This is a genomic window from Gluconobacter frateurii, assembly GCF_002723955.1.
Classification (GTDB): domain Bacteria; phylum Pseudomonadota; class Alphaproteobacteria; order Acetobacterales; family Acetobacteraceae; genus Gluconobacter; species Gluconobacter frateurii.
The window spans coordinates 938,564-963,717 of the sequence record NZ_BEWN01000001.1 but is presented as its reverse complement, the minus strand read 5'-3'; the positions used below and the strand labels follow the sequence as shown (position 1 = coordinate 963,717).

Here is a 25,154-nt window from a genome sequence, read left to right as displayed (position 1 = left end):
CAATATGCCCTCAGTTCATATTCCTTTTGTATACCGAATGAATTCGATCTTGAAGTGGAATGTTACGGCTATCTGAATTTTTTTTGTGATTGCTATCAGGATGCTTCGTATCGAAGGAAAACCTGCGCCCGCTCTGAGCAGCGTCCCGCAAAAAAATCAGCCGCGCGGCAATCATCCACGATCTCCCCCGCATCCACGAACAGGATCCGCGTCGCGACCTGTCGTGCGAATCCCATTTCGTGCGTCACACACATCATGGTCATTCCTTCACGGGCGAGTTCCGTCATGACCTGAAGCACTTCCTGAACCATCTCTGGATCCAAGGCGGAAGTTGGTTCATCGAACAGCATCACATCCGGCCGCATCGCCAGAGCACGCGCAATAGCGGCACGCTGCTGCTGGCCCCCAGAAAGCGCAATGGGATACTTGTTCGCGTGTCGTTCCAGCCCCACCCGACGTAGGAGCGTTTCCGCCAGAGCCTGGATTTCGGTCGTCTCCCGTTTCTGAACGATACGCGGGGCAAGCATGATGTTCTGTAGAATGGTCAGATGGGAAAACAGTTCGAAACTCTGAAACACCATCCCGGCTTTTGCCCGCAACATCGAATGATCTGTGCCCGCAGACCGCACAGCGGTTCCATCCACATAAATTTGGCCGCTCTCAAATGTCTCGAGCGCATTGATACATTTGATAAGTGTGGACTTCCCCGACCCTGAAGGGCCACAGACGACAACCACCTCTCCTTTTTCTATTTTTGCCGAACAGCCTCTGAGGACCTGAAAAGAGCCATAAGACTTCGTCACATTCTCAAGTGTGATCATGATGGCTCTCCATAAAAGCGGTTTGGGGAAAAAATCTTCAGATCAGGCCGCTCGCAGCGTCCCATAAGCATGTCCGCAATGTGCCGGCCCATTGCGGGTGCAAGCGTCACACCATTGGCTGTCACCGCCGTAAAAAAACCCGGAACATCAGGGCTTTCACCTAAAATTGGCGCACCATCCACATCAATATTCATGGCTGCCCAGCTACGGACAACATTCACCGCGCCCAGTGCGGGTATCAGGCGCTGGGCAACCCACAGGTTACCTTCCAGGTTTTCCCTCAAGGGGCGTGGATGACCGTGCACAGGATCCAGACCTGCACTCCATCCGCCTCCGATCAGCAGGGAGCCATTTGCAGCCTGTTTGAGCGTAAGATGACGACTTGCATGCGCGAGAAGTGAGTTCACCAGGGGGGCAACAGGTTCTGTAACGATCATCTGCAACGGTGCTCCGAATACGGGTAGCTGCCGTCCGACAAGCCCTGCAACTTCTCCAGCGTAGGCTCCCGCGGCATTCACGATCGCGCCTGCCGACCACGTCCGCTTACCTGCCTGAACTTTGAACCGCTCCCCCATACGTTCGATTGTGGAAAGTGGTGTTAGTTCTTCGATGCGCACCCCTGCCTGACGCGCCCGGGCCAAGACAGCCTGTGTCGCGACCATCGGATTGATCTTCCCCTCCTCGGAACAATATGCGCCGCCAAGAAATCCGTTTCGAAGGTTGGGTTCGATCCGTTGCAGTTCGTCTGCATCCACGATCCGCGCATCCACACCCAGAGACTGTTCGATAGCTACTTTGCTGCGTAGTCGCGCCATGTCAGCGTCTGTTTCCGCAACCACAAGTCCCCCGCAGACCTTGATTTCCAAGTCCCTGCCGAGCTGGGTTCGGAGCTCTTCCCACATCCGGATAGACTCCCGCTGCAAGGCCAGCGTTCGTGCGGGCATGGAAGGCCCGTCATTATCGGCACTCGAATCAAATGCCATTAACTGGGCATGGAGACTTCCCGCATTTCCACCTGACGCCAGTGCACCGGCACGTCCCCGTTCCAGAACCACAACTGACTTTCCAGCTTCAACCAGAAACAAGGCGGCGAAAAGCCCGACGATCCCGGCCCCGACTACCACAACATCCACAGCGTCGCAGGGAGTATCTGGCATCTTTGAATGGATACCCAAAGCCGAAGAGATGGCCACACGCCGGTGCCCACGCCATTCAGGTTTCTGGCGCGCGAGTGCGGCTACTGGCACTGGACGCAAGGGAATTTGTGGCGCCGTGAAATCGTGCTCATTTGTAGGCGCCGGCAGCATTGTCGTCAGGGATGACTGACAGAAGCGTCCCTGACAGCGCCCCATTCCCGCTCGTGTCGCTCGCTTGAGAGAGGCGATGTCCTGGATGTTATCTTCTGATATTCGCGCACGGACTGTTGCTGCCGTCACGCACTCGCAGCGGCAGAGAATGGTCTGGTCATCAGGCGCCGGGAGCATGACTGCGGGCTTGTAGAGCTTCCAGAGTAAGGACTGAAACTGCTCGTGCCGGGAATAAAGACGACGGCTATGCTTCAATCCCGGAGAATTGTCGCGCCCTGCACCCGCGAGAAGTCTGACCGCACAAAGCTTTCCTTGAGCCTGCGCGAGAAACGCCCCTCCAAAACGTCCTGCTTCTCCAATGATTGAGACATCCGGCTGATCAGTCCTACCATCGGGTGTTCGGCCCGTTTCCGGGTGAACAACAGGCCAGTCTCGGACCTGCTGGCGACAACCAAGAAGCCTCGGTAATTCTCCCGCTGGCACGAACCCATCCCCGAGACAGACCGTCTCTACATTTAACCAATTTTCCTGGCCGTTTTCATGGCGTACACAGGCCCGCTCTACCCGCTCATCACCTTCAATACGCGTCACCACACTCCCCCAGAGGAGAGGAACCCCCGCCCGGCGTAAAGTCAGCAGATGCTGCATCCCAGCTATGGCCAATCGGGGCGACGCCACAGACAGACGCCCCGCCAGTATCGGCCGTTGCATAGGCTCAGGAGCGCCCTCCACGACAGCCGCAACGTTCGCACCTTTCTTCACCAACTCCGCAGCGAGCTGAAGATTGAGCGGCCCATTTCCTGCAATCACGATTGGACCAGAAGGCAATGTTTCATAAGCCCGGAGCAGCGTCTGCGCTGCCCCCGTCGTCAGGACACCCGGAAGAGTCCATCCTGGGCGTGGTCTGGGTGTTTCCTGCCCACCCGTTGCAATGACAATCTGCTTCGGCCGAACATAGAAGGCTTCACCGCCCCTCAGCCCCCCAATGATGAGCTTCCCGTCTTCGCGATATGCACTCCACACAAGCGTGTCAGGCCATACCCGTGCGCCACTCTGACGAACGGCCTCAATAAGTGCCGAGCCCCGCTGTCCCTGAGCATCCTGCGCGCGGGGATGAATGGCATTCTGCTTGAAATACTGCCCACCCAGGAGGTGGCGCTCATCAAGCAGCAGAACATCCAGTCCACCCCTCGCCAGTTCCATGGTTGCAGCCAAGCCGGCTGGCCCTGCTCCAATCACCAGAACATCACAGGAATGTTCAGCTAAAGGGACCTCTCCGGCATCAGAATGTTCATCAGCCAGCACACGCGCTGTTGCAGCATCCGGAACACGCGCGTTACGTCGGACAGTCATTCCGTCGCGAACAGGCGTCATGCAGCCCCGGACCGACATTTGACCGTCCACATCCAAAAGACACTCCTGACACGCGCCGATCCCACAGAAAGGCCCCCGCTCCGAGCCATCAGGTGCAGTTCGATGGACAAGCTTTCCTGCCGCAAGCAAGGCCGCCGTCAGGGTCTGCCCACGCTTCGCGGAAACCGTATCGCCCTCGAACGTGAAACTCTGCTGCTCCGACATCAGCGGGCATCCTGCGAACTGATCGGCAGTTCCATAACCGCTTCAGGGATCACGCGCTGCTGACGACGATAAGGACGCTCTGCAAAATGTTCGATCCGCCGTTGGAAAAAATCCCAGGCTGTCGTCATCAGCAGGTAATACAGTGCCGCTACCGAGAACAGTTCCAACACCATGAACTGATCCTGAACCAGAATTTGGCTCCGTTGCATCAGTTCTTCCATGGAAATGACGGACGTCACACTCGTGGTCTTGAGGAGACCATTTACAGAGTTTCCAAGCGGCGGAATGATAAGGCGAAACGCCTGCGGAAAAGCAATGCGCCAGGCGATCTGTCGCTCGCTCATCCCAAGAGCACGCGCCGCAGCTATCTGCCCTGCAGGAACGGCATTAAGGCCCGCGCGGATGATCTCCGCCAGATAGGCCGCTTCGTTGAGTGTCAGCCCGATAATTGAACACGCCATCACGCTCAGGCGAATATCCAGCTTCGGCAAGCCAGCATAAATTACCACAAGCTGTACCAGAAGCGGCGTGCCCCGGAAAAACCACACGTAAAATCGCGCGGGCCATGAAAACCAGGGCTGCGGTGAACGCTTCATGACCGCGATCAGCAATCCCAGGAAAAAGCCCAGCACCATTGATACGGCTGTCATACCCAGCGTGAGCAATGCACCACGAAAGATATACGGGCTTCCAAGATAAGTAAAAAAGCCGTGCCAGCTCCAGATTTGCATATGGATGCCCCGTTTTAGCGTGTTGTTAAGTCAGCGTGCTTTGGCAGGATCGGGCATTCCGGAGACTGTAATATGCCCCGGAAATGGCATGACACCGTAAGGCGCCATGAGATGCTCCAGTGTTCCGTCTTTCCGCATATCTTCCAGTACCGCAGCCACTTGGCGCGCCAGATCCGGATCACGTAGCGCCAGCGCAACGGGCGTTGGATACAGCCCCGTCAGAACGGGCCTTACACCTCCCTGCTCCGCGTTGCGCCTCGCTACAGCATCAATGGAGAGAACTGCGGTGACCTGTCTTGCTCGCAGACCTGCAAATGCAATGCCGACGTTCTGAAACGTCTTGATTTCAAGGCCTGGTCGCCCGGCCGCCCGCAAAGCGTCATCAGCCTCACGGGCATGACGCTCTTCAATGCCGCCCATTTCCACCCCGACCGACATTCCCGAGAGATCTTCGATCCGGCTGAGATGCAGTGCTGCATCTTCATTGAGCGAAACACTGATCGCCTGAATTTCGTAGGGGATCATGTGCATCAGCTTTGCTCGCTGAGGTGTATAAAACATGCCCGTGTTGATGATGTCCCAGCGTTTCTCCAGCAGGCCCAGCGTCAATTGTGCAAAAGACGTGGACAGCACAACGGGCCGGAGACAAAGCCTACGGGCCAGTTCGTCACCCAACTGCATCCGCATTCCGGTGATCCTGCCGTCGACCGTCACGTATTGCAGGGGCGGCAACGTCGGATTGGTTGCCATGACCACCTGTCCCTGGGAAATCAGACCCTTGGTCGCAGGGCATGATGCTGCATGAGCTGTCATCGACAACGTCATGGAATACAGGGCAGCGCAAAGCTGCCCTGTATTCCATAGCCGCCGGGATAACCTGCTCTCAGACACTTTCTTCAAACCGGAGGTCCAGATCCCGCACGATCTGAAGCGCACGTGCATCATCTACCTCTGGCAGAGGCAAGCGCGGGGCACGTGGGCCGCCAACATCCAGTCCCATGTGCTTCAGGAGAGCCTTTGTTCCCGCCACATAACCCTGTCCCCCAACGAACTGGATCAGCGGCACATGGCGGAAATACATCTCCCTGGCCTTACCAATGTCACGATATCCGTCGCAGAGATTAAAGATATCGCTCATGACTTTCGGGGCGACATTGGATGCCACGGCTACCCAGCCGATCGCCCCTTCCAGGAAGCTCTCAAAGCCCATGATGCCACCGAAAACCGACAGACGATCACCACACAGTCGGATGATATCCCGCACACGGGTCACATCCATCGTGGATTCCTTGATCAGACAGCAGTTGTCGATATGCGAGAGCCGCGCCACCAGTTCCGGTTTCAGATCCACATTTGCCGTCGCCGGATTGTTGTAGAGCATGATCGGCAGCCCGATCGCATCCGAAATACGCCGATAATGAACGAACAGTTCATCATCGGTCGGGGTGGAATAGAACGGGGGAATGATCATGACACCGTCCGCACCCAGCCGCTCGGCCTCCTGGCTGTAACGGATCACGTCATAGGTATTTTCTGCTCCAGTGCCGATGAATACCGGAACGCGACCAGCGGCCTGATCGATCACCGTCTGAGCCACAAGCGTCCGCTCGTCATCAGTCAGTGACAGAAATTCTCCAGTCGAACCCAAAGGGATAAGACCGGCAATTCCCTGGGCAATCTGCCAGTCAGTGAACCGTCGCAGACCTGGAACATCAACACGTCCCTCGCTATCATAGGGCGTGATCATCACGGTATAGGTTCCGCGGAACTTCATCGATTTTTCCTTTATTGAGGGAGACATCAGAACTGCGGCTCCCGGAAGCCCTGAGGCGAGCCACCGGCGGATGCTCCGCTTTCCGGGTCATCGCTGTGAGTGTTCATGAATGCCGCAATATCAGGGGTCTGCGAGGCCTGCCCCCGACCATGTCCGAGCGCCCGGACATGACCCGCCTCCAGAAGAACAATCCTGTCCGACAGGGAGGCGACGACACCCATCGCATGAGACACCTGAATGATCGTCATGCCGTCACGTGCAAGATCACGCAGGAGACTGCTGACCTCCTGAACCTTCCGCGGATCCAGCGCAGAAGTCGGCTCATCCAGAAGCAGAAGTGCAGGCCGAAGCATAAGAGCCCGAGCAATGGCAACACGCTGTTTCTGCCCACCAGACAGATCGTCAGGAAGGACATTCGCCTTGTCCGCCAGACCGAGCTTTTCCAAAAGCTCGTGAGCCTCATGCTCAGCCTCACGATGCGTCCGCTTTGCCACGACGGTGGGCGCAAGGGTGAGATTTCGCAACACCGACATATGACCGAACAGGCCAAACTGCTGAAATACGATCGCAGCCTGCGCGCGGAGGACTTTTGCGGAACCGGGCTCCGACATGTTTACCATGCGTCCGTCCACGGTCATACGTCCGCACTCTACGGACTGTAGGCCGATCAGCGTTCGCAACAGCGTGGTCTTTCCCGATCCCGAAGGTCCGATGAAACTGACGATCTCTCCGCGTTCCGCCGTAAACCCGACGTCGCGAAGCGTCTCAGTCTTTCCATGTCGGACGCAGACGTCCCGAACATCAATGTACGGCAATGCGCTTCTCCAGAAGACGGCTTAGACAGGTCAGCGGATAGGAAATCGTGAAATAGAGCAGCAGCACGGCACAGAAGACCTGCGCTGAAGGAAGCCCTCGCCCGGAAAGGATCACCCCGGCCTGACTGAGCTCCACAACACCGATCTGAGACGCCAGCGCGGTGTCCTTGATGAACAGCACCAGATATCCAATTGCCGGCGGCAGGACGGCCGACATTGCCTGAGGCACGATGACATACCGCCACCGCGCCCAGAGCGGCAGGTCCAGGGTCAGTGCAGCTTCAACCTGCTCAACCGGGACTGTAAGGATCCCACCGTGCAGTATTTCGCTCAGATACGCTGCCGCAATGAGCCCGATCGAACCAATCGCCACAACTGTTGCCGATACATCCACACCGGCCATACCAGTGCAGAAAAATACGATATAAAGGGTTACGATGAACGGGATACGGCGAATGATCTGGACATACGCAACGGCCAATAGTCGTAGCGGCAGTAACACCTTGCCGCCCGAAAGACGGAGCGCCGTCAGAATCACAGCACCGGCAACGCCCATCAGACCCCCACCGACAGACAGGATGATCGTCCGCAGCAAGGCCTGAAGCAAAAGGCTGGTGTCATAATGTGAGAACGCAATCATACCATGCGCTCCAATCCACGGCGGCACAGCATGAAGATCCCAGCCAGAGCAAAGGAGAGCACCGCATAGAGCGCTCCTGTTACAAGCATGACCTCAAGAATTCGGAAGGTGGTTGATCCAATGTCGTAGGCGCGGCCCGTAAGATCTTCGACCCCGAAGATTGATGCCATCGCACTACCCAGGATCATGATCTGAAAATGATTGGCTAACGCCGGGAACATTGTGCGGCCCACATGCGGCAGGATAACCCGGAGGTAAGTCTGCCGCCGGTTCAGCCCAAGCGTAAGCGCAACCTCATGATAAACGGACGGAACCCTCGACATGCCGGCCCCCAGGATATCCGCCAGATAAGCCGCAGCATTCAGCGTCATCCCTATAACAACGGACAGGAAAGGCGAAACCATTACGCCCATCAAAGGCAGGCAATAGAAAACGGCAAAGATCTGGGAAAGCTGAGGCGTATTGGTCAGCGCCGTGCTGTATCCACGGCTCATCCGCCGCCAGACACCTCTATTTTCGAAACGAACTACGACGAGCAATACTGCGAGAGACAGCCCCAGCCCAAAGGCCAGCGCCGCGATCAGGATTGTGATCCAGACACCCCCCAGCAAATAAGGCAAGCGCACCAGGACGGGATGAAAATCCAATCGGTTCATGGCGCCCTCTGATCTGTGCCAGGATCGAACCATTTACGATGGATGGCCTCAAGCCGCCCATTTGCTTCCATCTTCTCCAGCAGACGATCGACATCTGAACGCAGTGTCACATCCTGAGGAGAAAGACCTATGCAGTCATCTCCTACCGGCGGAGCGAACCCCCGAATGACTCTCCACTGCACCTGGGGCTGGGTAGGCAGGTAATGACCGACATATTCGATCACGTCGACCATTGCGTCTCCCCGCCCTTGCGCGAGAGCACGGATTGCATCGACATAACTGTCCAACAGCAGCATTGATGCCTTTGGAGCGTGTTCGCGCAGATAGGCCACAGCCGTCGAACCCCGCACTTCCACAAGCTGATGTGCGCCGGAAGTCAGATCTCCGAAAGACATAATTTTTCGTTCAAACGGGGAAATGATCGCAAATTGCTCGGAATAGAGAGGGTGCGAAAATGCGATGACCTCAGCCCTCTCAGGCGTTCGCGTCAGGCCGCCAAGCACGATATCAACTTTGCCCGCCAGCAGGTAAGGGATGCGGCCACTCGATGACAGCGTGACAAAACGCGGTTCAACACCCAGCCCGGCCGCAATAGCCCGCCCGATATCTATGTCGTAACCAGCGAGTTCGTTGCGGGCATCGTACTCCCCCAGCGGCGGAAGCCCCGGTTCCACACCGATATTGATATGTCCGCTTTCGCGAATAACTGCACTCCCTCTTGCATCAGCATTGTCGGGCAGAAGAACACTGCAGGCAGCGCAGAACCCTAAAAACAGACTGGTCCGGATCGCTTTCAAAAAGGTTTCTCCGATGCTCTGCGACTTTAGGGTTGCGGTTACCAGATCACTGATCTAATTCGAATATACGTTATGTATACGATAGAAAACCCTTTGGAAGAAATTTCTTCTCCGGACCGATCCGAATGAGCAATGGACCCTCTCCTGTGACCTTCACTTACCTGACTCAAACGATTGAAGGTTTTGAAGGAGAACCTGTGGCCGCAGCCCTTCGCCGCGCAGGCATTCTTGAGCTCGGGCGGTCAGGAATCGACAACAGTTCCCGTGGTGCTTTCTGCTTCATGGGAAGCTGTCAGGAATGTCGTATCCGGATCAACGGCACAGTTGCTTACGCCTGCAAGGCTCCTGTTTTCTCGAACATGACGATCACGCCCTATGCCCAGTCCTGATTTCTCCCCCGTCACCGTCATCGGTGGAGGCATCGCTGGCAGTACAGCGGCCATTGCGCTTTCCCGACACGGACTGCCCGTCACGCTTATCGACGAACAATCCGAGGCGGGGGGGCAGATCTTCAGAGCTCCCTCACCTTATGCCCGCCAAACCGTACCACCGAATCACGAATTCAGCGGTGGTGATACTCTTCGTGGAAAGCTGGCAGCTTCTGACGTTACAGTGCGCCTTGGAACAAGGGTCTGGGGTCTGTCACCCAGCCTGACGCTGGACCTTATCGGTTCTGACGGCATGAGCCAGCTTCCACCTTCGACAGTTGTGGTCGCCAACGGTGCGACAGAACGTTTTTTTCCCTTTCCGGGATGGACGACCCCTCGCATCACAGGCCTTGCAGGGGCCAGCATCCTGATGCGCAATGGTGGAACGCTGCCGGGTCAGACAGTCGTGGTCGCTGGCTCGGGGCCACTGCTGTTTTCTGTAGCCCATCAGGTTCTGGAGCTCGGTGGCAAGGTTGCCGCTATCGTAGATGCAGGCAGTCGCACCGACTGGTTTCGTCTGGGCGCCATGCTCGCACTCGATCCCTCTCGCATGGCCCAGGCACTCTCTTGGATGGGGCAATTACGCAAAGCCGGAATTCCAATTCATCACCGATCCTTTCTGTCGTCTGCACAGGAAACCGAAAGCGGCCTGCTTTTGACAGTGAGTGAAATGGATCATCCCCAGCGCCGCCATCTCTATGCCGCCGAGACCGCGGCCTGCGGCTATGGCCTCAAACCCTCGACGCTGATTACGCGATCAGCTGGCGTTCAGCACCATCACGACGCGCTTGGGGGGTATCTTGAACCCGTCACGGATGTTGCCGGACGTACAAGCCGTCCCGATCTGTACGTTACAGGCGACGCCGCAGGAATCCGCGGCATGGCTGTCGCCCGTCTGCGCGGACTTGTCACGGCCCATGCCCTGGCTCAGGATCGCGGTCTGATTTCGTCAGCCACATATGAAAGTCTGACCAGAACTCCACGTCGACAGCTTCGCCGCCTTGATGCCGTCTCTCGCCGGATGCTTCCGTTGATGAACGCTGGCCGAGAACTTGCCGCAAGCGTGCATGACGACACCATTGTCTGCCGATGCGAACGCGTAACCGCAGCAACCCTGCGATCGGCCATCCATTCCGGCGCCAAGGACCTGAACCAGCTCAAGGCTTGGACACGCTGCGGGATGGGGCCGTGTCAGGGGCGAATGTGTGAAGACAGTGCACGAAATCTCGTTACTGGCACATGCAAAAACACGCCTGAGGACGCAGGGAGTTTCACTGCGCGCATGCCGTTCTTCCCCCTCCCCCTGACCTCCGTGACCGGCACCTTCGATTATTCCGACATTCCCTTGCCAAAGGCTGCTCCCCTATGACCGTCGCGCTGCATGAAAAACCAGCCGTGTATGACGCCGTCATTGTTGGCGCAGGCGTCATGGGAGCTACGACCGCCCTGTTCCTGGCGCGTGCCGGCCTGAACGTTGCCATGATTGACAGGCAGGACATGTTCCGTGCCGCTTCGGGAGTCAACGCCGGGACATTGACCTTGCATATGACCCGTGCGCAGCTCATTCCCCATGCCATTCGTGGGCGGGAAATGTGGCTTAACAGCGCCGAATGGCTCGGTGAAGATGTTGGCGCCCTTGCAACGCCTGGCCTGTCGATGGCGTTTACCGAAGCCGAAGAAGATCTCCTGCGTCAACGCGCCCGTGTCCGGCAGGAGATGGGGGCTCCGATAGAAATCGTTTCTCCCGAACGCGCCATTAGCATCGAGCCTGGTATCAATCCCGGTTTGCGTGCTGCTGCCTATTGCGCGCTGGATGGTCATATCCCGACCTATCGTGTGGGAGGAGCTTATGCCCGTGCGCTGAAACAGGCAGGCGTCACGCTCATCGAAAACGCTGCCGTTGAAACCATCGCTTCATCAGGTGGTCAGGGTTATGAAATTCGACTGGCCAATCGGAACCAAGCTGTCCACGCACATCGTGTCGTCCTGAGCACGGGGGCGTGGCTGGAAAAGATGCTCGGCTGGTTCGGCCATGACATTCCGATCCGCTGTCTTATCAACCAACTCGTTGTTACGGAAACGCTTTCTCCCGTTATGAATAGTGTCCTCAGCATTGCCAATGGACTGCTCTCTCTCAAGCAGTTTGCCAACGGCAGCGTGCTCATCGGGGGCGGCTGGCAGGGTGAAGGTAATATTCGTGACGGTGGCACTCGCGTCATTCCCGAAAACCTTCAGGGGAATGTTCGTCTTGCCCAGCATGTCGTTCCACAGCTGAACACTGCGCAGATCCTCCGGGTCTGGCTTGGCCTGGAATCCGAAACACCGGACGCCATGCCGCTGATTGGCCCCCTCACACATGATGATAACGCGTTCGTTGTGGGCTGCGTCCATTCTGGCTTCACCAGCGGTCCTTATATGGGCCGCCTGCTGGCGGAGCGCATTCTCGGCGCAGATCCTGACCTGACTGCTTTTGACCCATATCGTTTCTCCTCCTCTCCAGCCACCGGATCCCAGCCATGATTCCCGCTTCTCCCGCACCTTTCCAGGGCGTTTACGCTGCTACACTGGTGCCCTTTCTGGCCGACGGAACGCTGGACGAGACTCTTTTCTGCGAGCATCTCACAGATTGTACGGGCCGTGCGGGCACCGTAGGCATTCTGTGCAACGGACATGCTGGCGAAAATCATCTTCTGACACGCGCAGAAAAACGCCGGGTGGTGGAACTGGCTGCGGAGACCATTGGCGCGAACCGCATCATCGTTTCAGGCGTCCTTTCGGAAGACCTGAATGAAGCCTGTGACCACGCCCGTGATGCCGTAGCCGCTGGCGCAGATGCCCTCTTGGTATTTCCGCCGTTCTCCTGGGCGGTCTCACAGGACGCAGAGGCCATTATTGCTCATCACACTGCCATCTGTAATGCAGTCGATGTACCCATCATGCTTTACCAGTCATCGATTGGAAGTGGAGGCATGGCCTACTCCATCCCCATCCTTGAAGCACTTCTTCGCCTGCCGAAGGTTGTTGCCGTCAAAGAAGGAAGCTGGGAGGCCAACGCCTATGACCGTCACCGCAGGCTGGCCGCACGCGTTGCACCCCATGTGGACGTCATGGCCTCAGGTGACGAGCATCTCCTTGCATGCTTTGCCATCGGCACAACAGGCAGCCTTGTCAGCCTCGCAGCGATCCTTCCCACTGCCATGAGCCGGCTGTTCCGTGCCGTTGAAGAAAATGATCTTCCTCTAGCACGCAAGATCCACGAGGCCATTCAACCCCTTGCCAATCTGATCTACGGATGCCAGCCCGGAGGCCGCGCAACCCTGCGGCTGAAAGCCTGTCTGGTTATGCAAGGTAAATGGCCCTCCTGCCGAACCCGCAAGGCTTCTGATATCATCGCTCCTGAAGAATGGCAGGAACTGTCAGCCGCATTGGAAACTGCCATGACAGTGGAAGGACCCTAATGAGCGATTACATGGTAGCCGAACGTGAGCAAAATCTTGCGGAACTGGCTTACACGCAAATCAAACGCATGATCCTTGAGAAAAAACTGCCCAGCGGAATGTCCGTTGTGGAAGGGCGGCTTGCGGATCATCTCGAGATCTCGCGTACCCCTGTGCGCGAAGCGCTGATGCGCCTCGCCGCCGAGGATCTTCTTGTCAAACAGGGATCGCGCTCTTTTGCGGTTCGAAACGTTTCTGCCACTGAATTTTTTCAAGCCATCCACATCCGTGAAATTCTCGAAAGCGAAGCCATCAGCCTCTCTTTCGACAGGCTTGACCGGTGTGCACTCGAGGAGTTGCGTAGTGATATCGTAGAACTCGGCAAAACCCCGGACCAGACAGCCGCTCAGTGGCAACTAGATGACCGTCTGCACAGGATGTTCCCCAGAGTTTCAGGCAATAGTGTCCTTCTACGCACCATTGATGAACTCCGCACCCTCACTCGTCTGTGTGAAGTAACCTACCCATTGGGGCGCGTTCCGTCTTCCACAACTGAGCATCTGGCTATTGTCGACGCGCTGCTTGCAGGCGATCGCGACGCCGCACGCGCAGCAATGGTCACACATCTGCGGAATGTCGCAGCCGACTGCATGGATATTCTCAGAGGCGGCTAATGCGCCTCATTACAAACAGGAAAAACCGTCATGACGACTTTTGACCTTGTGATCCGGAACGGCAAGATCGTTACCGCCACTGACACGTATATTGCCGATATCGGGATCAACGGTTCGAAGATTGTCGAAATCGGTTTTAATCTTGCTGGCCATGAAACAGTTGATGCCAGCGGTCTGCTTGTCATGCCTGGCGGCATCGACGGTCACTGCCACATCGAGCAGGTCGAGGCCGACGGCACGATCCATGAAGACGACTTTGTCTCAGCGACCGGCACGGCCCTCCTTGGTGGCACCACGACCGTTGTATGTTTTGCGTCCCACATCCCGGAAAAGGGACTGGTCGAGCAGTTTGAAGACTATCGTGCTCGCGGGGCCAATTCCCGTATAGATTTCGCCATCCACCAGATCATCACCCGCACTGATGACAAAACGCTCAGGGAGGAAATCCCTGTCGTGGCCGAGCGCGGTGCAGCCGGTTTGAAGGTCTTCATGACCTATGACGATTTTCACCTTTCGGACGGGCAGTTCCTTCAGGTTCTGGAGGCCGCCCACCAAAGCAACATCATCGTTTCGGTTCACTGCGAGAACTATGACGCGATCCGTCACCTGATCCTGCGTCATCTGGAAGAAGGCCGGATTGAACCTCATGGTCATGCAACCTCTCGACCAGCAAGCGTCGAACGCGAAGCCACCTATCGCGCCATGACCATGAGTGAACTCGTAGATCAGGAAATCCAGATCTTTCACGTTTCCTGCCCTGAAGTTGCCGAGGAAATCAGTCGCGCTCAGTCACGCGGCGTAAAAGTCACGGCTGAAACCTGCCCGCATTATCTGACCCTGACGGAAGAAGCTCTGAAATACGACGGGTTCGAAGGCACAAAATACATCTGCAGCCCGCCTCTTCGTACACAGGCTCAGCAGGACGGTATGTGGCAGTATCTCCGCAACGGGGTCATCAGCATCATCTCATCGGATCATTGCGGTTACACCTTTGATGGCACTGTCGGGAAAGGTCGCCATGGCCGGGACGCAGATTTTTCCCTTATCCCCAATGGCATGCCAGGACTAGGAACACGTATGCCTGTCTTTTATGACGCTGCTATCAATAGTGGCAAATTAGCCCTGACTGATTTCGTGCGCTTGACTGCTACCACACCAGCAAAACGTTACGGCCTTTACCCCGAAAAAGGTACAATTGCCCCAGGTTCTGATGCTGATCTCATTTTGTGGGATCCAGAACGGGTAGTAACAATCACCAATGACCTCTTCAAAAGCAACATCGATTATACCCCGTATGAGGGCCGCACAGTTCGAGGTTGGCCAGTAAAAGTCTTTCTGCGCGGCACTCTCGCGATGGATGACGGAAGTCTCCTCGCCGCCCCTGGAAACGGAAAATTTCATAAGGCTCGACATCGTTGAAGTGATTTGAAAGGATCTCAGAACCGTCGAATGCTGTCATAAGAATTCAGGCTCTGTAAGGCGACTGAAGATGAGCGACCTGTATTGGCTGACGGACGAACAGATGGATCGCCTGCACCCTTTTCCTCGAACAGTCACGGCAGGCCGCGCGTTGATGACCACCCCGCGCTGAGCGACATCATCTTTGTCACATGATGCGCCCTAGGAGCACGGTCCTTACAAGATCCTGTACAACCGCTGGAAACGCTGGGACGCCATGGCGATCTGCGTGTGGATGATGGACGGTCTTTCAGCGCAAAAGGCGCCACCTCAGATCATTATGATTGAGGCGACCTCTCTCAAGGTCCACCGCACAACTTCGAGCCTGCGGTTAAAAAAGGGGATCCGGGCCTCCTGATTGCGGCGCACAGAAGGTGGCTTGGATACGAAACTTCAGGCGGTTACGGACAAAAACGGACGGCCGCTCAGCTTCTTCATGACGGCAGCGCCTGCGAGCGATTACACGTGTGCGGCAGCCCTTCGCGACAGTCTCCCTGTCTCCCCGTGGATGCGGGCCGATCGCGGGTATGATGTCCGCTGGTTCCGGGATGCTTCGGGGAAAACCTTGCATTTTCATGGCTGGAAATCCTGCAGCAAATCCATCAGATACGACAAGAAAAATCTAAACGACGCACCCGGATCGAGATCGTGTTCGGACATCTCAAGGACTGGCAGCGGGTCGCAACACGCTACGACAGATGCCCAGCCGTCTTCTTCTCCGCTCTCTGCCTCGCTGCAATCGTCATGTTCTTATTAAGAAGCCTGAGGCTAATCTGCCTTTCGTAGCAGACCCAGAGGCTCGATGTCGGCGCGCAACTCACCGGCGGCGATGGCAGAGGAGACAAGGCTGTTGACCGCGGCTTTGAGAACATCGCCGGAATGCGCATAGAGCGCCCCAGTTCCCCCGACCAATCTGTTGAGCGCGGGAGCGACGACCTGCTTGGCGGAGATCTAATCCACGAATAGTCGCATCCATGCGCGAAGCGCCTCCACCGGCGGATGTTGTGTGGCCAGTATCGGAGCCGCTTCAGCGAGACGATCCAGTTCTGCGCGATAGACAGCCTCAATAAGAGCGTCGCGACTGAGAAAGTGACGGTAAAGCGTGCCAATACCCACACCCGCACGCCGTGCGACTTCATCGAAGGGAGTATCCACTTCACCCATCGTAAAAAACGGTTTTGGCCAGGGCCAGAAGAGGCTTCCGATTGCACTGGCCGTTGCTGCGCGGTCGGCGACAAGGCCTTTTCACGTCGGTCACCTCTCCTCCTTGTTAAACGGAGTTATGCTCCGTATACAAACGGAGCCATGCTCCACATAAGATATCCAACGCCATTTCGGCAAAGAACGGATGCACCATTTCAAGGAGTTCTACCCATGACTCAGATTTTTGGCGCAACTTCAACGACCGATGATGTTCTCTCCGGCGTGTCCCTGAAGGGCAAGCGCGTTCTCGTGACCGGTGTTTCCGCCGGATTGGGTGTGGAAACAGCCCGCGCGCTGGCGGCTCATGGCGCGCATGTCGTGGGCGCGGTGCGCGATCTTGCAAAAGCAGAGCCTGCAACCGATCAGGTCCGCGCGGCTGCAGCGCAGGGAGGTGGTGCGTTCGAACTTACCGCACTGGACCTTGCGGATCTGGCGAGCGTACGCGCCTGCGCCGACCGTCTGAACACGGAGGCCACGCCCTTTGACCTGGTGATCGCCAATGCGGGCGTCATGGCGACGCCGTTCGGACATACGAAAGACGGGTTCGAGACGCAGTTCGGCACCAATCATCTGGGACATTTCGTCCTGATCAACCGGATCGCCGGACTGCTGCGCGATGGTGCACGGGTGGTCAATGTGTCCTCGGCCGGACATCGCTTCGCCGACGTTGATCTGGGCGACCCGAATTTCGACCATACGCCTTACGTGCCGTTCGTGGCCTATGGACGCTCCAAGACCGCCAACATTCTCTTTGCCGTCGCCTTTGATGCCCGGCATCGCTCACGGGGCGTGCGGGCAACGGCAGTTCACCCCGGTGCGATCATGACGGAGCTGGTACGGCACATGGCGCCTGGCGAGATCGACGCCATGGTAAGCCAGATCAACGAACAGGCCGCCGCCGAGGGCCATGAGCTGTTCCAGTTCAAAAGCATCCCGCAGGGTACTGCAACCTCGGTGTGGGCCGGCGTCGTGGCTGAGGCCGATGCAGTGGGTGCCCACTATTGCGAGGATTGCCACGTCAGCGATGTCGTGCCGAACGACCAGCCGATCAGTCTGGTCAATGCTGGGGTACGCGCCTACGCTCTCGATCCGGCACATGCCGAAGCCTTATGGACAAAAAGCGAGGAAATGGTAGGCGAAAGCTTCGCCTGACGCGTTTGCGCGAACAACACTTCGGGTCAGCACAGGGTCACGCCCGTGTCCGAAACGCCGACGGTCATCGCAAGCCGTCGGCTCCCCCTATCGATGAGGATGTCCATACTCGTGCGCATTATCGTATTCGGCCTGCTTCTATCGATCGTGATCCTAAACTGGTTATGGCCACTGCCTCTTCCGGTTGCCGTGAAACTTCCGGTGGCCGTCTTCGTCATCGTGGCGTCGCAATTCCAGTTCTGGAGCAGGCTCTCTTCGGGCTCGATGTTCGCGCCAGAGTTCCCGAAGCCGCTTATTATCCTGTTCAACTGGGCGGTCGGAACGATCCTGTTTCTTATGCTGTTTCAGCTTGCACTCGATCTCTTCGCGCTGGTGGTTGCGCTGATTACTTGGCAGCCGGTTCATATAGGCACCGAAGTCCGCATCACGGTAGGTGGACTGGCCGGGCTGCTCGCGGCCATCGGCGTCATCAATGCGCTCCGGGTGCCACAGGTCACGGACGTGACCGTCACCATACGCGGATTATCCCCGCTGTTTGATGGATACCGACTGCTCCAGCTGAGTGATCTGCATATCACGCGGCTTTTCTCTGCGGGATGGGCTGCCCGTGTTGTAGGTCGCGCCAATGCGGCTGATGCCGATCTGATCGTCGTGACTGGGGATTTTATCGACGGGTCGGTGGACATGCGCCGTGCCGACATCGCACCGCTCTCCGAGCTGAGCGCGCCCGATGGCGTATTGGCTGCTCCAGGCAACCATGAATATTTCTTCGATTACACGGACTGGATACGCCATCTGTCGGCACTGGGTTTCGATGTGCTGGAAAACCAGCACAGAATCATCACGCGCGACACGGCCCATCTTGTTATCGCAGGCGTGACGGATCGCTCGGCACGTGGGCACGGTCAGGTGGGCCCGGATCTTGACGCCGCACTGTCGGGCTGTCCTGCCCATGCGCCGGTTGTGCTGCTCGATCATCAGCCCGGCGATGCCCGGGCCGCAGCGGCTCGGGGCGTGGCACTTCAGCTCTCGGGTCATACGCATGGCGGGATGATCCGCGGTCTCGATCGTCTCGTGGCCCGGGGCAATAACGGCTTTGTCTCCGGACGCTACCAGGTGGGCGGCATGACGCTTTATGTCAGCAACGGAACCGGTCTATGGCCCGGCTTCGCACTCCGCCTAGGCGTGCCAGCCGAAATCACACGCTTTCATCTACGGGCTGGGTAGGGTTCGAGAGCAGCCTACAATCTCTTTCGGGGGCCCGACCATTTCTGTCGCCATGAGTTTGCTTGTCGGGCGTTATCAAACCGTAAATCGATTATGGCTTACTCTTGCGCAGATCCTGAACGATGAGTGTTCCGACTATGCCGTTGAATAAACGGCGGGAAATGTCCTCGGCACGGCTAACTTTTTTCATCGGCTCTCAAATCGTCTGCTGCTCAGTCAGAGGGCGTACGACAAGATTGAAATGCTGCACGTTCAGGTCGGCTTTACATTCCTGTGCCTAGGTCGGTTCGAAATCAATCTGCATACGCATCAGGGTGTCGGCACGCACTCCAAAGGCTTTTCCAAACCGCATGCCTATGTCAGCAGACAGGCTGAACCGCCATTCAGTCGATTACTGACCTTCTGAGGAGGGACGCCAAAACGCTCTGCAACGGTGTTCACCTTGATATTATAGGGCTCAGTATTTCCGCCCTGAGCCAGCCACCAAAATGAACGGTCAGTGAGGCATGCATTTTAGACACTGTGATAATTCTCCAGTGTCATATCGTAGAGGGAGCCCTGCTCGTTCAGGCGAAACACCAGCATTTTCCGAAGTCGACCGACATCGCCAACAAGACTTTTATCATTGCCCGTCTCGAAAAACCGACGTGGACCTTATTACTGAGGGACAAAACAGGAAGTATTTTCCTGCTAAGCCGTGACATTCCACGAAATTTCTTATTGGAGAAAATGGTACTTTAGAAATATTTTTCGACCGAAAAAGATCTCGTTCAGGTGCCTCACCACCCCCGCGTCCGTCGTATGCTACAGCCAAATCATGGTCGTAAGACGATTGCGAGACTGCATATTCAGAATTCTTCCAATATCTTTGATCGCAATAACAAAACTCCTAATCGCGACACAGAAATCACCCACGATCGGGAGAAATCCAAAGCATCTGATCCAACAGCAAGACGTTTTTCCAATCATGCGAAAACTTGTCCCTGTTTTTTCTCCATGGCTCTTCCTCTGGGGTGTGGGTTTGCTGCCGCAGGGAGGCATGACAGGCAAAATAGGGTCACCACCCTAGTTCGGGCTTCTTCGCAAGCCACAAGGCAAACAGAGGCCTCATTCGCGGAGTTTTAGCCGATAAGGCACAGGCCTACTCCCAAAATCAGGGGCACCTTCTGAGCTTTATTTTAACCCGCAACCAGGTTGCAGCCTACAAACATAAACGTCTTGATGAAACGTCCAGCTCCAAGTCTTAAAGTCATGACGGCTCTCTCCGTCATGAGCATCCTCAGGCCACACCGTCGCCGGAAGTAGATCCACTCTTCTATCAACACGATATAGCGATATTCCTTTTTTCGTCTTGATTAGAGAAGTTAATAGGAAACTTGCTGGCATACATAGTCTTAACGCTCTGAGCAGCTGAAAAATCTGACGCTGAACGGAGCGATTTCCAATGACTGATCTGTCTGTCGCCAGACCCTGTCGTCTTGAAATAAACGGGAAAAGCTACGTCGCTGACCTTCCCCCTTGCGTGACGTTACTGGATCTCCTTCGGGAGCGTCTGGATCTGACGGGTACAAAAAAAGGCTGCGATCATGGGCAATGCGGTGCCTGCACTGTGTTAGTCGATGGAAAGCGGGTGAAAAGCTGCCTTATCTTTGCTGTTTCCATTCCTGATGCCAAAGTCATAACGATTGAAGGGCTTGGCTCGGAAGGTCATCTGCACCCCATGCAGCAGGCATTTATTGATCGAGACGCCTTTCAATGCGGCTACTGCACACCGGGCCAGATCATGTCAGCGATTGCCCTTTTGGAAGAAGGACATACGCAGTCCCGCGAGGAGATCCGCGAATTCATGAGCGGTAATCTCTGCCGATGTGGAGCTTACAACGGCATTATTGATGCCATTGAGCAAGTCATCGCGCAGCAGCAGAAAAACCGTACGGGAGAAGCTGCATGAGACAGTTCTCCTATTCCCGTCCCACCGCGCTTTCAGATGCCTGGGATGACTTTGAGCATGCACGCTATCTTGCTGGTGGCACTAATCTCGTTGATCTCATGAAATCGGATGTTGAGCGTCCTAACCATGTAATCGATCTCAACAGCCTGCCGCTGAACAAGGTTGAGGAACTGCCGGACGGCAGACTGCGTCTTGGTGCCCTTGTTACAAATGCGGACACGGCAGCCCACCCCTTGGTCACCGAACGCTACCCTCTTCTGGCATCTGCCATTCTCGCAGGAGCAAGTCCGCAGATCCGGAACAGAGCGACAAATGGCGGCAACCTGAACCAGCGTACGCGATGCCATTATTTTTATGATCCGGATATGGCCTGTAACAAGCGTTCTCCCGGAACCGGATGTTCCGCAAAAGGTGGCCGCAACAGGATCATGGCCATTCTTGGGACCAGCGAAGCCTGTATCGCGACCTTCCCTTCCGACATGTGCGTGGCCCTCGCGGCCCTGAATGCGACAGTGACCCTCGCTGGTTCTCAGGGCGAACGCAGTGTGGCTTTCCGGGATTATCACCGCCTTCCCGGCGACCAACCCTGGCAGGACAATATTCTCCTTCCCGGAGAAATCGTGACCTCTATTGATCTCCCTGCCCTCTCGTTCGGCCCTCATTACACCTACCTCAAAATCCGTGATCGACTGTCTTTTGCCTTTGCTATTGTGTCCGTTGCAGTCGGGCTGCAAATGGAAAGCGATGTAATCCAGAAGGCGCACATCGCTCTCGGAGGTGTGGGAACAAAGCCTTGGTGCGTTCCAGAAGCGGAAGCACTTCTTGAAGGTAAGACCCCTTCTCTCTCCCTTTTTCGCGATACTGCTGAATGCCTTTTGCGTGGCGCTGTCACAGATCGTGATAATGCCGCCAAACTCAGGCTCGCTCCACGAGTGATTATGCGGGCACTGTCTCAGGCCGCTGACGGTACGCCTCAATCCCAGACGTATAAAAGTATTTCCTGAAGGAAACCGGACATGACCGTTATCTCCACGACTATTGGGCAGTCCGTCTCTCGCATTGATGGTTTTGCCAAGGTCACCGGACAAGCCAGATATGCTGCTGAACCGCATCCTTCCGGCATGCTATACGGCGTCATTGTGAATAGCCCCATAGCGCGCGGGCGTATTGAGACAATCCGTGAGGAAGCTGCCCGCGCGGTACCGGGCGTTGTGGAGATCATGACGCATCTCAATCGGCCCCATACGGCTCTTTTCGAGAAGTCCTATGTCGATGGTCTAGGTGTTCCTGGCTCTCCTTACAGACCACTCCATGACGGGGAAATCCGTTTCAATGGCCAGCCAGTCGCTGTTGTCTTTGCGGAAACCTTCGAAGCAGCTCGCGAGGCCGCGATGCTTATGGAAGTCGATTATGAACGCTGGCCTCATAATGCAGATTTTGAGGTGGCCCTTCATCAAAAATACATGCCCGAGAAACCACGCAGCAATTATGTGCCTCCCAAGTCCCGCGGTAAGGCTGCTGAGGCCTACGCTTTAAGTCCCATAAAGGTTGAAGGCCACTATCATCTGGCTCCTGAACACCACAATCCCATGGAGATGCATGCCACGACGGTCATTGTGGAAGATGATGGCAAGTTCACCGTCTGGGACAAGACACAGGGACCTCAGGCCGTACAGGCCTATCTGACAAGCGCCCTCTCGCTTTCCAAGGATCAGGTACGCGTTCGCAATCCTTATGTTGGTGGCGCTTTCGGATCTGGCCTTAGGGCACAGCACAATGTGTTTCTGGCAGCCCTTGCTGCGAAAATGCTGAAACGCTCGGTACGTGTCTCCCTGACGCGACAGCAAATGTTCACGCATGTCTTCCGCCCGGAGGCCATCATGGACATTGCGCTCGGCGCCACGCCGGATGGAACTCTGCAATCCATGATCGTTGAGGGTGTCACAGACACTTCACGTTTTGAGCATAATATGGAGAATCTCGTTGTCTGGGGGCTGATCAATTACAAATGCCCCAACGCAACGGCTGATTACAAAGTCGTCCCTCGGGATACGTACACTTCCAGCGATATGAGGGCTCCCGGAGCGGCGACAGGCGTCAATCTCTTTGAGATGGCTATAGACGAAATGGCTTATGCCTGCAGCATGGACCCACTGACCTTTCGGCTGCACAACTATTCCGATATCGACGCCATGCACGATATGCCCCTGACCAGCAAAGCTCTGCGCGAGGCGATGCTCCAAGGAGCAGAGCGTTTTGGCTGGCAAAATCGTCCAATGACGCCCGGAAAGATGCGTGACGGCAAGGAACTGATTGGCTGGGGTATGGCAACCGGCATCTGGGACGCCATGTTCTCCCCCACATCAGCGCGAGCCAGATTGACTGCCGATGGGCGCCTCCATATTGCAACCGCCGCATCTGATATCGGAACCGGAACATATACAATCCTGGCCCAGACAGCATCGGAAGCCTTCAACATACCACTTGACCAGATTGATATAGAATTGGGAGACTCAACACTCCCACAGTGCCCAACAGAAGGCGGTTCATGGACAGCCGCCTCAGCCGGAGCCGCAGTGTGGCTTGCCTGTCAGAGCTTGCGGGAAAAGCTTTTCAAAACGCTTGGCAAAAACAGTAATATTTCTGCGTGGCTAACAGAAGGCCTTCGACATAACACCGTAGTTTTACAGGATGGTTTTCTAAAAAACACTGATGGCGATGAAGCTTTTGAAATGTCTCTTCGAGACGCTCTGTCCTTGACAGGTCAGACGGAGCTTGAAGTCGAAGAAACGGCAAAGCCGGGTCTTCGTGGGACCATCAGCCAGATGAGGAAGGCCCGCTTCACCCACAGCGCAGTATTCTGCGAAGTCCGTGTGGATGAGGAGCTTGGCATCGTCCGTGTGACACGGCTAGTTAATGCCGTTGCAGCTGGACGTATCATGAACCCTAAAACGGCAGCCAGCCAGGTGCGAGGTGCAATGGTGATGGCGACAGGAATGGCCCTACATGAAGAATCCTTGATGGATGAACGTGTTGGCCGCTTCATGAACCACAATTTTTCTGAATATCATATCCCGGCGCATGCAGATATTCCGGACATGGATGTACTCTTCGTCAACGAGGAAGATACCGAAGTCAGTCCACTAGGTATCAAAGGTGTCGGCGAGATTGGCATGTGCGGAACGGCTGCAGCGATTGCTAACGCAATTTTCCATGCAACCGGTCGACGTCATTATAATCTGCCCATTGTACCCGGAGACTGATGCCGCCGCCCTCTCTGGTTTCTTCGATCCAGAGAAGGCGTAATTTAGGGAGAGGGTAGGAAGCCACATCAGCCGTTAATAATCTTCCCACCATTCACATGCAGTGTCTGCCCGGTCACAAAGGACGCATCTTCACTGGCAAGATAAACATATGCGGGCCCAAGTTCCGAAGGATCTCCACACCGACCCATAGGCGTATCTTTTCCCAGCTCAGCAACGGTCTGTGGGTCAACAATGCCCCAGCTTGCAGGCTGAAGGGGTGTCCAAACTGGTCCAGGAGCAACAGCATTCACACGAATACCTCTGGAAACCAATTGCAAAGCCAAAGAACGGGTAAAACCCATTTCCGCTGCCTTGGTTGTTGAATAGGCTAAGAGATCCTTATTTCCTGCAAAAGCATTTATGGAAGATGTATTAATAATTGCGCTTCCCTTTCCAAGATGTGGGAGAGCAGCTCTCACTAAATAGAAATATCCATTGATGTTGATATCCATGTGACGCTGCCATTCCTCGTCGGATATCGCTTCTATGTCTTCCTGAACCATCTGAACACCTGCATTATTCACCAGAATATCCAGACCTTCGAACTGCGTCACGACCTGTGCAACAGCATCGTTGCAGACTTGGCTGGAAGAAACATCGCCTGCAATAGCGAGGCCTTTACGGCCTTCTTTTTCGATGAGGCGGATTGTCTCATTCGCATCGTCGTGTTCCTCCAGATAGAGGATCGCCACGTCCGCTCCCTCGCGGGCAAAATGCAATGCTGCAGCACGCCCAATGCCGCTGTCCCCGCCACTGATCAGGGCTTTCTTCCCAGCGAGCTTGCCGCTTCCTCGATAACTGGCACGAATATGCTCCGCGTGAGGCTGCATTGGCTCTTCAAGACCGGGCTGATGATTTTGGGATTGGGGAAGAATGTGATTTGGCACGAGCAAGCGCTCCTGAAAGGTTGTGTTTCATGACGCACGACACGTCATTCAACTCAACAATCAGAATAGAAAACTGTTTCCTTCGAATGCTCTTTAACGCTTCACATTGTTTGCTACGGTTGCATATTGAGAGACTCTGGTCTGATCCTAGGGAGCCTTAACAGAGATTTGGTCCGGAGCTTTGCGAAGGGCGAAATGAAAGAAACTTGGGCATGGCACGGCTGTCATATCGTAGCAGAGTACGATACGCCGCGCCGGCAACAGCTTGGTGCCTTCCGGATTGGTAGAACATACCCTGTATAGGCACCTCATT

The 25,154-nt window shown here is 55.9% G+C and carries 22 protein-coding genes and 1 pseudogene; 12 read left to right on the top strand and 11 right to left on the bottom strand.

Going from position 1 to position 25,154, the window contains the following annotated elements:
• Nucleotides 1-95 precede the first annotated feature (95 nt).
• From GFR01_RS04445 to GFR01_RS04405, 9 genes are all read right to left on the bottom strand, one after another.
• Nucleotides 96-821 carry an amino acid ABC transporter ATP-binding protein gene (locus GFR01_RS04445; protein WP_099181409.1) on the bottom strand — a complete coding sequence of 242 codons (726 nt, stop codon included), beginning with the start codon at nucleotides 819-821 and terminating at the stop codon, nucleotides 96-98.
• Complete coding sequence (locus GFR01_RS04440) at nucleotides 818-3,706, bottom strand: FAD-dependent oxidoreductase (RefSeq protein WP_099181408.1); 2,889 nt, start codon at nucleotides 3,704-3,706, stop codon at nucleotides 818-820. The genes GFR01_RS04445 and GFR01_RS04440 overlap by 4 nt, the downstream gene beginning before the upstream one ends.
• Nucleotides 3,706-4,437 (bottom strand): amino acid ABC transporter permease, encoded by a 732-nt coding sequence (locus GFR01_RS04435; RefSeq protein ID WP_099181407.1) that lies wholly within the window; start codon nucleotides 4,435-4,437, stop codon nucleotides 3,706-3,708. Before GFR01_RS04435 ends, GFR01_RS04440 begins: the two co-directional genes overlap by 1 nt.
• 30 nt (nucleotides 4,438-4,467) lie before the next feature.
• Nucleotides 4,468-5,250 (bottom strand): transporter substrate-binding domain-containing protein, encoded by a 783-nt coding sequence (locus GFR01_RS04430; protein WP_244902147.1) that lies wholly within the window; start codon nucleotides 5,248-5,250, stop codon nucleotides 4,468-4,470.
• Between the two features lie 70 nt (nucleotides 5,251-5,320).
• Nucleotides 5,321-6,211 (bottom strand): dihydrodipicolinate synthase family protein, encoded by an 891-nt coding sequence (locus GFR01_RS04425; protein ID WP_099181405.1) that lies wholly within the window; start codon nucleotides 6,209-6,211, stop codon nucleotides 5,321-5,323.
• Between the two features lie 26 nt (nucleotides 6,212-6,237).
• Nucleotides 6,238-7,026 (bottom strand): amino acid ABC transporter ATP-binding protein, encoded by a 789-nt coding sequence (locus tag GFR01_RS04420; protein WP_099181404.1) that lies wholly within the window; start codon nucleotides 7,024-7,026, stop codon nucleotides 6,238-6,240.
• On the bottom strand, nucleotides 7,013-7,666 hold the full coding sequence (locus GFR01_RS04415; protein ID WP_099181403.1) for an amino acid ABC transporter permease: 654 nt from the start codon (nucleotides 7,664-7,666) through the stop codon (nucleotides 7,013-7,015). Before GFR01_RS04415 ends, GFR01_RS04420 begins: the two co-directional genes overlap by 14 nt.
• Nucleotides 7,663-8,322, bottom strand: coding sequence for an amino acid ABC transporter permease (locus tag GFR01_RS04410; RefSeq protein WP_063902848.1), 660 nt, complete (start codon nucleotides 8,320-8,322; stop codon nucleotides 7,663-7,665). The genes GFR01_RS04415 and GFR01_RS04410 overlap by 4 nt, the downstream gene beginning before the upstream one ends.
• Complete coding sequence (locus GFR01_RS04405) at nucleotides 8,319-9,119, bottom strand: transporter substrate-binding domain-containing protein (RefSeq protein ID WP_099181402.1); 801 nt, start codon at nucleotides 9,117-9,119, stop codon at nucleotides 8,319-8,321. The genes GFR01_RS04410 and GFR01_RS04405 overlap by 4 nt, the downstream gene beginning before the upstream one ends.
• Nucleotides 9,120-9,244: 125 nt before the next feature.
• Between GFR01_RS04405 and GFR01_RS04400 the strand changes: the two genes are divergently transcribed.
• The 7 genes and pseudogenes from GFR01_RS04400 (at nucleotide 9,245) to GFR01_RS04370 (ending at nucleotide 15,902) form a co-directional block, all read left to right on the top strand.
• Nucleotides 9,245-9,508 carry a (2Fe-2S)-binding protein gene (locus tag GFR01_RS04400; protein WP_063902850.1) on the top strand — a complete coding sequence of 88 codons (264 nt, stop codon included), beginning with the start codon at nucleotides 9,245-9,247 and terminating at the stop codon, nucleotides 9,506-9,508.
• Entirely contained in the window at nucleotides 9,495-10,916 is a 1,422-nt protein-coding gene (locus GFR01_RS04395; protein WP_099181401.1) for an NAD(P)/FAD-dependent oxidoreductase, read from the top strand. Before GFR01_RS04400 ends, GFR01_RS04395 begins: the two co-directional genes overlap by 14 nt.
• The gene (locus tag GFR01_RS04390) at nucleotides 10,913-12,067 is read left to right on the top strand and encodes an NAD(P)/FAD-dependent oxidoreductase (protein ID WP_099181400.1); all 1,155 of its coding nucleotides are present in this window, start codon (nucleotides 10,913-10,915) and stop codon (nucleotides 12,065-12,067) included. The genes GFR01_RS04395 and GFR01_RS04390 overlap by 4 nt, the downstream gene beginning before the upstream one ends.
• Nucleotides 12,064-13,005, top strand: a complete 942-nt coding sequence (locus GFR01_RS04385; protein ID WP_099181399.1) for a dihydrodipicolinate synthase family protein — start codon at nucleotides 12,064-12,066, stop codon at nucleotides 13,003-13,005. The genes GFR01_RS04390 and GFR01_RS04385 overlap by 4 nt, the downstream gene beginning before the upstream one ends.
• Nucleotides 13,005-13,658, top strand: coding sequence for a GntR family transcriptional regulator (locus tag GFR01_RS04380; RefSeq protein WP_240283601.1), 654 nt, complete (start codon nucleotides 13,005-13,007; stop codon nucleotides 13,656-13,658). The genes GFR01_RS04385 and GFR01_RS04380 overlap by 1 nt, the downstream gene beginning before the upstream one ends.
• A gap of 30 nt (nucleotides 13,659-13,688) precedes the next feature.
• Nucleotides 13,689-15,077, top strand: a complete 1,389-nt coding sequence (gene hydA, locus GFR01_RS04375; protein WP_063902854.1) for a dihydropyrimidinase — start codon at nucleotides 13,689-13,691, stop codon at nucleotides 15,075-15,077.
• Nucleotides 15,078-15,147: 70 nt separating this feature from the next.
• Nucleotides 15,148-15,902 (top strand): annotated as a pseudogene (locus tag GFR01_RS04370) (IS5 family transposase).
• Nucleotides 15,903-16,067: 165 nt separating this feature from the next.
• Here the strand turns inward: GFR01_RS04370 and GFR01_RS16215 are convergent.
• Entirely contained in the window at nucleotides 16,068-16,280 is a 213-nt protein-coding gene (locus tag GFR01_RS16215) for a TetR/AcrR family transcriptional regulator (protein ID WP_373317580.1), read from the bottom strand.
• Between the two features lie 210 nt (nucleotides 16,281-16,490).
• Here GFR01_RS16215 and GFR01_RS04360 point away from each other — a divergent pair, with 210 nt between their 5' ends.
• From GFR01_RS04360 to GFR01_RS04330, 5 genes are all read left to right on the top strand, one after another.
• A complete protein-coding gene (locus GFR01_RS04360) occupies nucleotides 16,491-17,471 on the top strand; it encodes an SDR family NAD(P)-dependent oxidoreductase (RefSeq protein ID WP_099181398.1) in 981 nt (326 codons plus the stop codon).
• Between the two features lie 111 nt (nucleotides 17,472-17,582).
• Nucleotides 17,583-18,698 (top strand): metallophosphoesterase, encoded by a 1,116-nt coding sequence (locus tag GFR01_RS04355; protein ID WP_099181397.1) that lies wholly within the window; start codon nucleotides 17,583-17,585, stop codon nucleotides 18,696-18,698.
• Between the two features lie 1,444 nt (nucleotides 18,699-20,142).
• Nucleotides 20,143-20,649, top strand: coding sequence for a (2Fe-2S)-binding protein (locus GFR01_RS04340; protein ID WP_099181396.1), 507 nt, complete (start codon nucleotides 20,143-20,145; stop codon nucleotides 20,647-20,649).
• Nucleotides 20,646-21,653 carry an FAD binding domain-containing protein gene (locus GFR01_RS04335; RefSeq protein ID WP_099181395.1) on the top strand — a complete coding sequence of 336 codons (1,008 nt, stop codon included), beginning with the start codon at nucleotides 20,646-20,648 and terminating at the stop codon, nucleotides 21,651-21,653. Before GFR01_RS04340 ends, GFR01_RS04335 begins: the two co-directional genes overlap by 4 nt.
• A gap of 12 nt (nucleotides 21,654-21,665) precedes the next feature.
• Nucleotides 21,666-23,912, top strand: coding sequence for a xanthine dehydrogenase family protein molybdopterin-binding subunit (locus GFR01_RS04330; RefSeq protein ID WP_099181394.1), 2,247 nt, complete (start codon nucleotides 21,666-21,668; stop codon nucleotides 23,910-23,912).
• Between the two features lie 68 nt (nucleotides 23,913-23,980).
• Here the strand turns inward: GFR01_RS04330 and GFR01_RS04325 are convergent, their stop codons facing one another.
• On the bottom strand, nucleotides 23,981-24,784 hold the full coding sequence (locus tag GFR01_RS04325) for a glucose 1-dehydrogenase (protein WP_174694668.1): 804 nt from the start codon (nucleotides 24,782-24,784) through the stop codon (nucleotides 23,981-23,983).
• Between the last annotated feature and the right edge of the window lie 370 nt (nucleotides 24,785-25,154).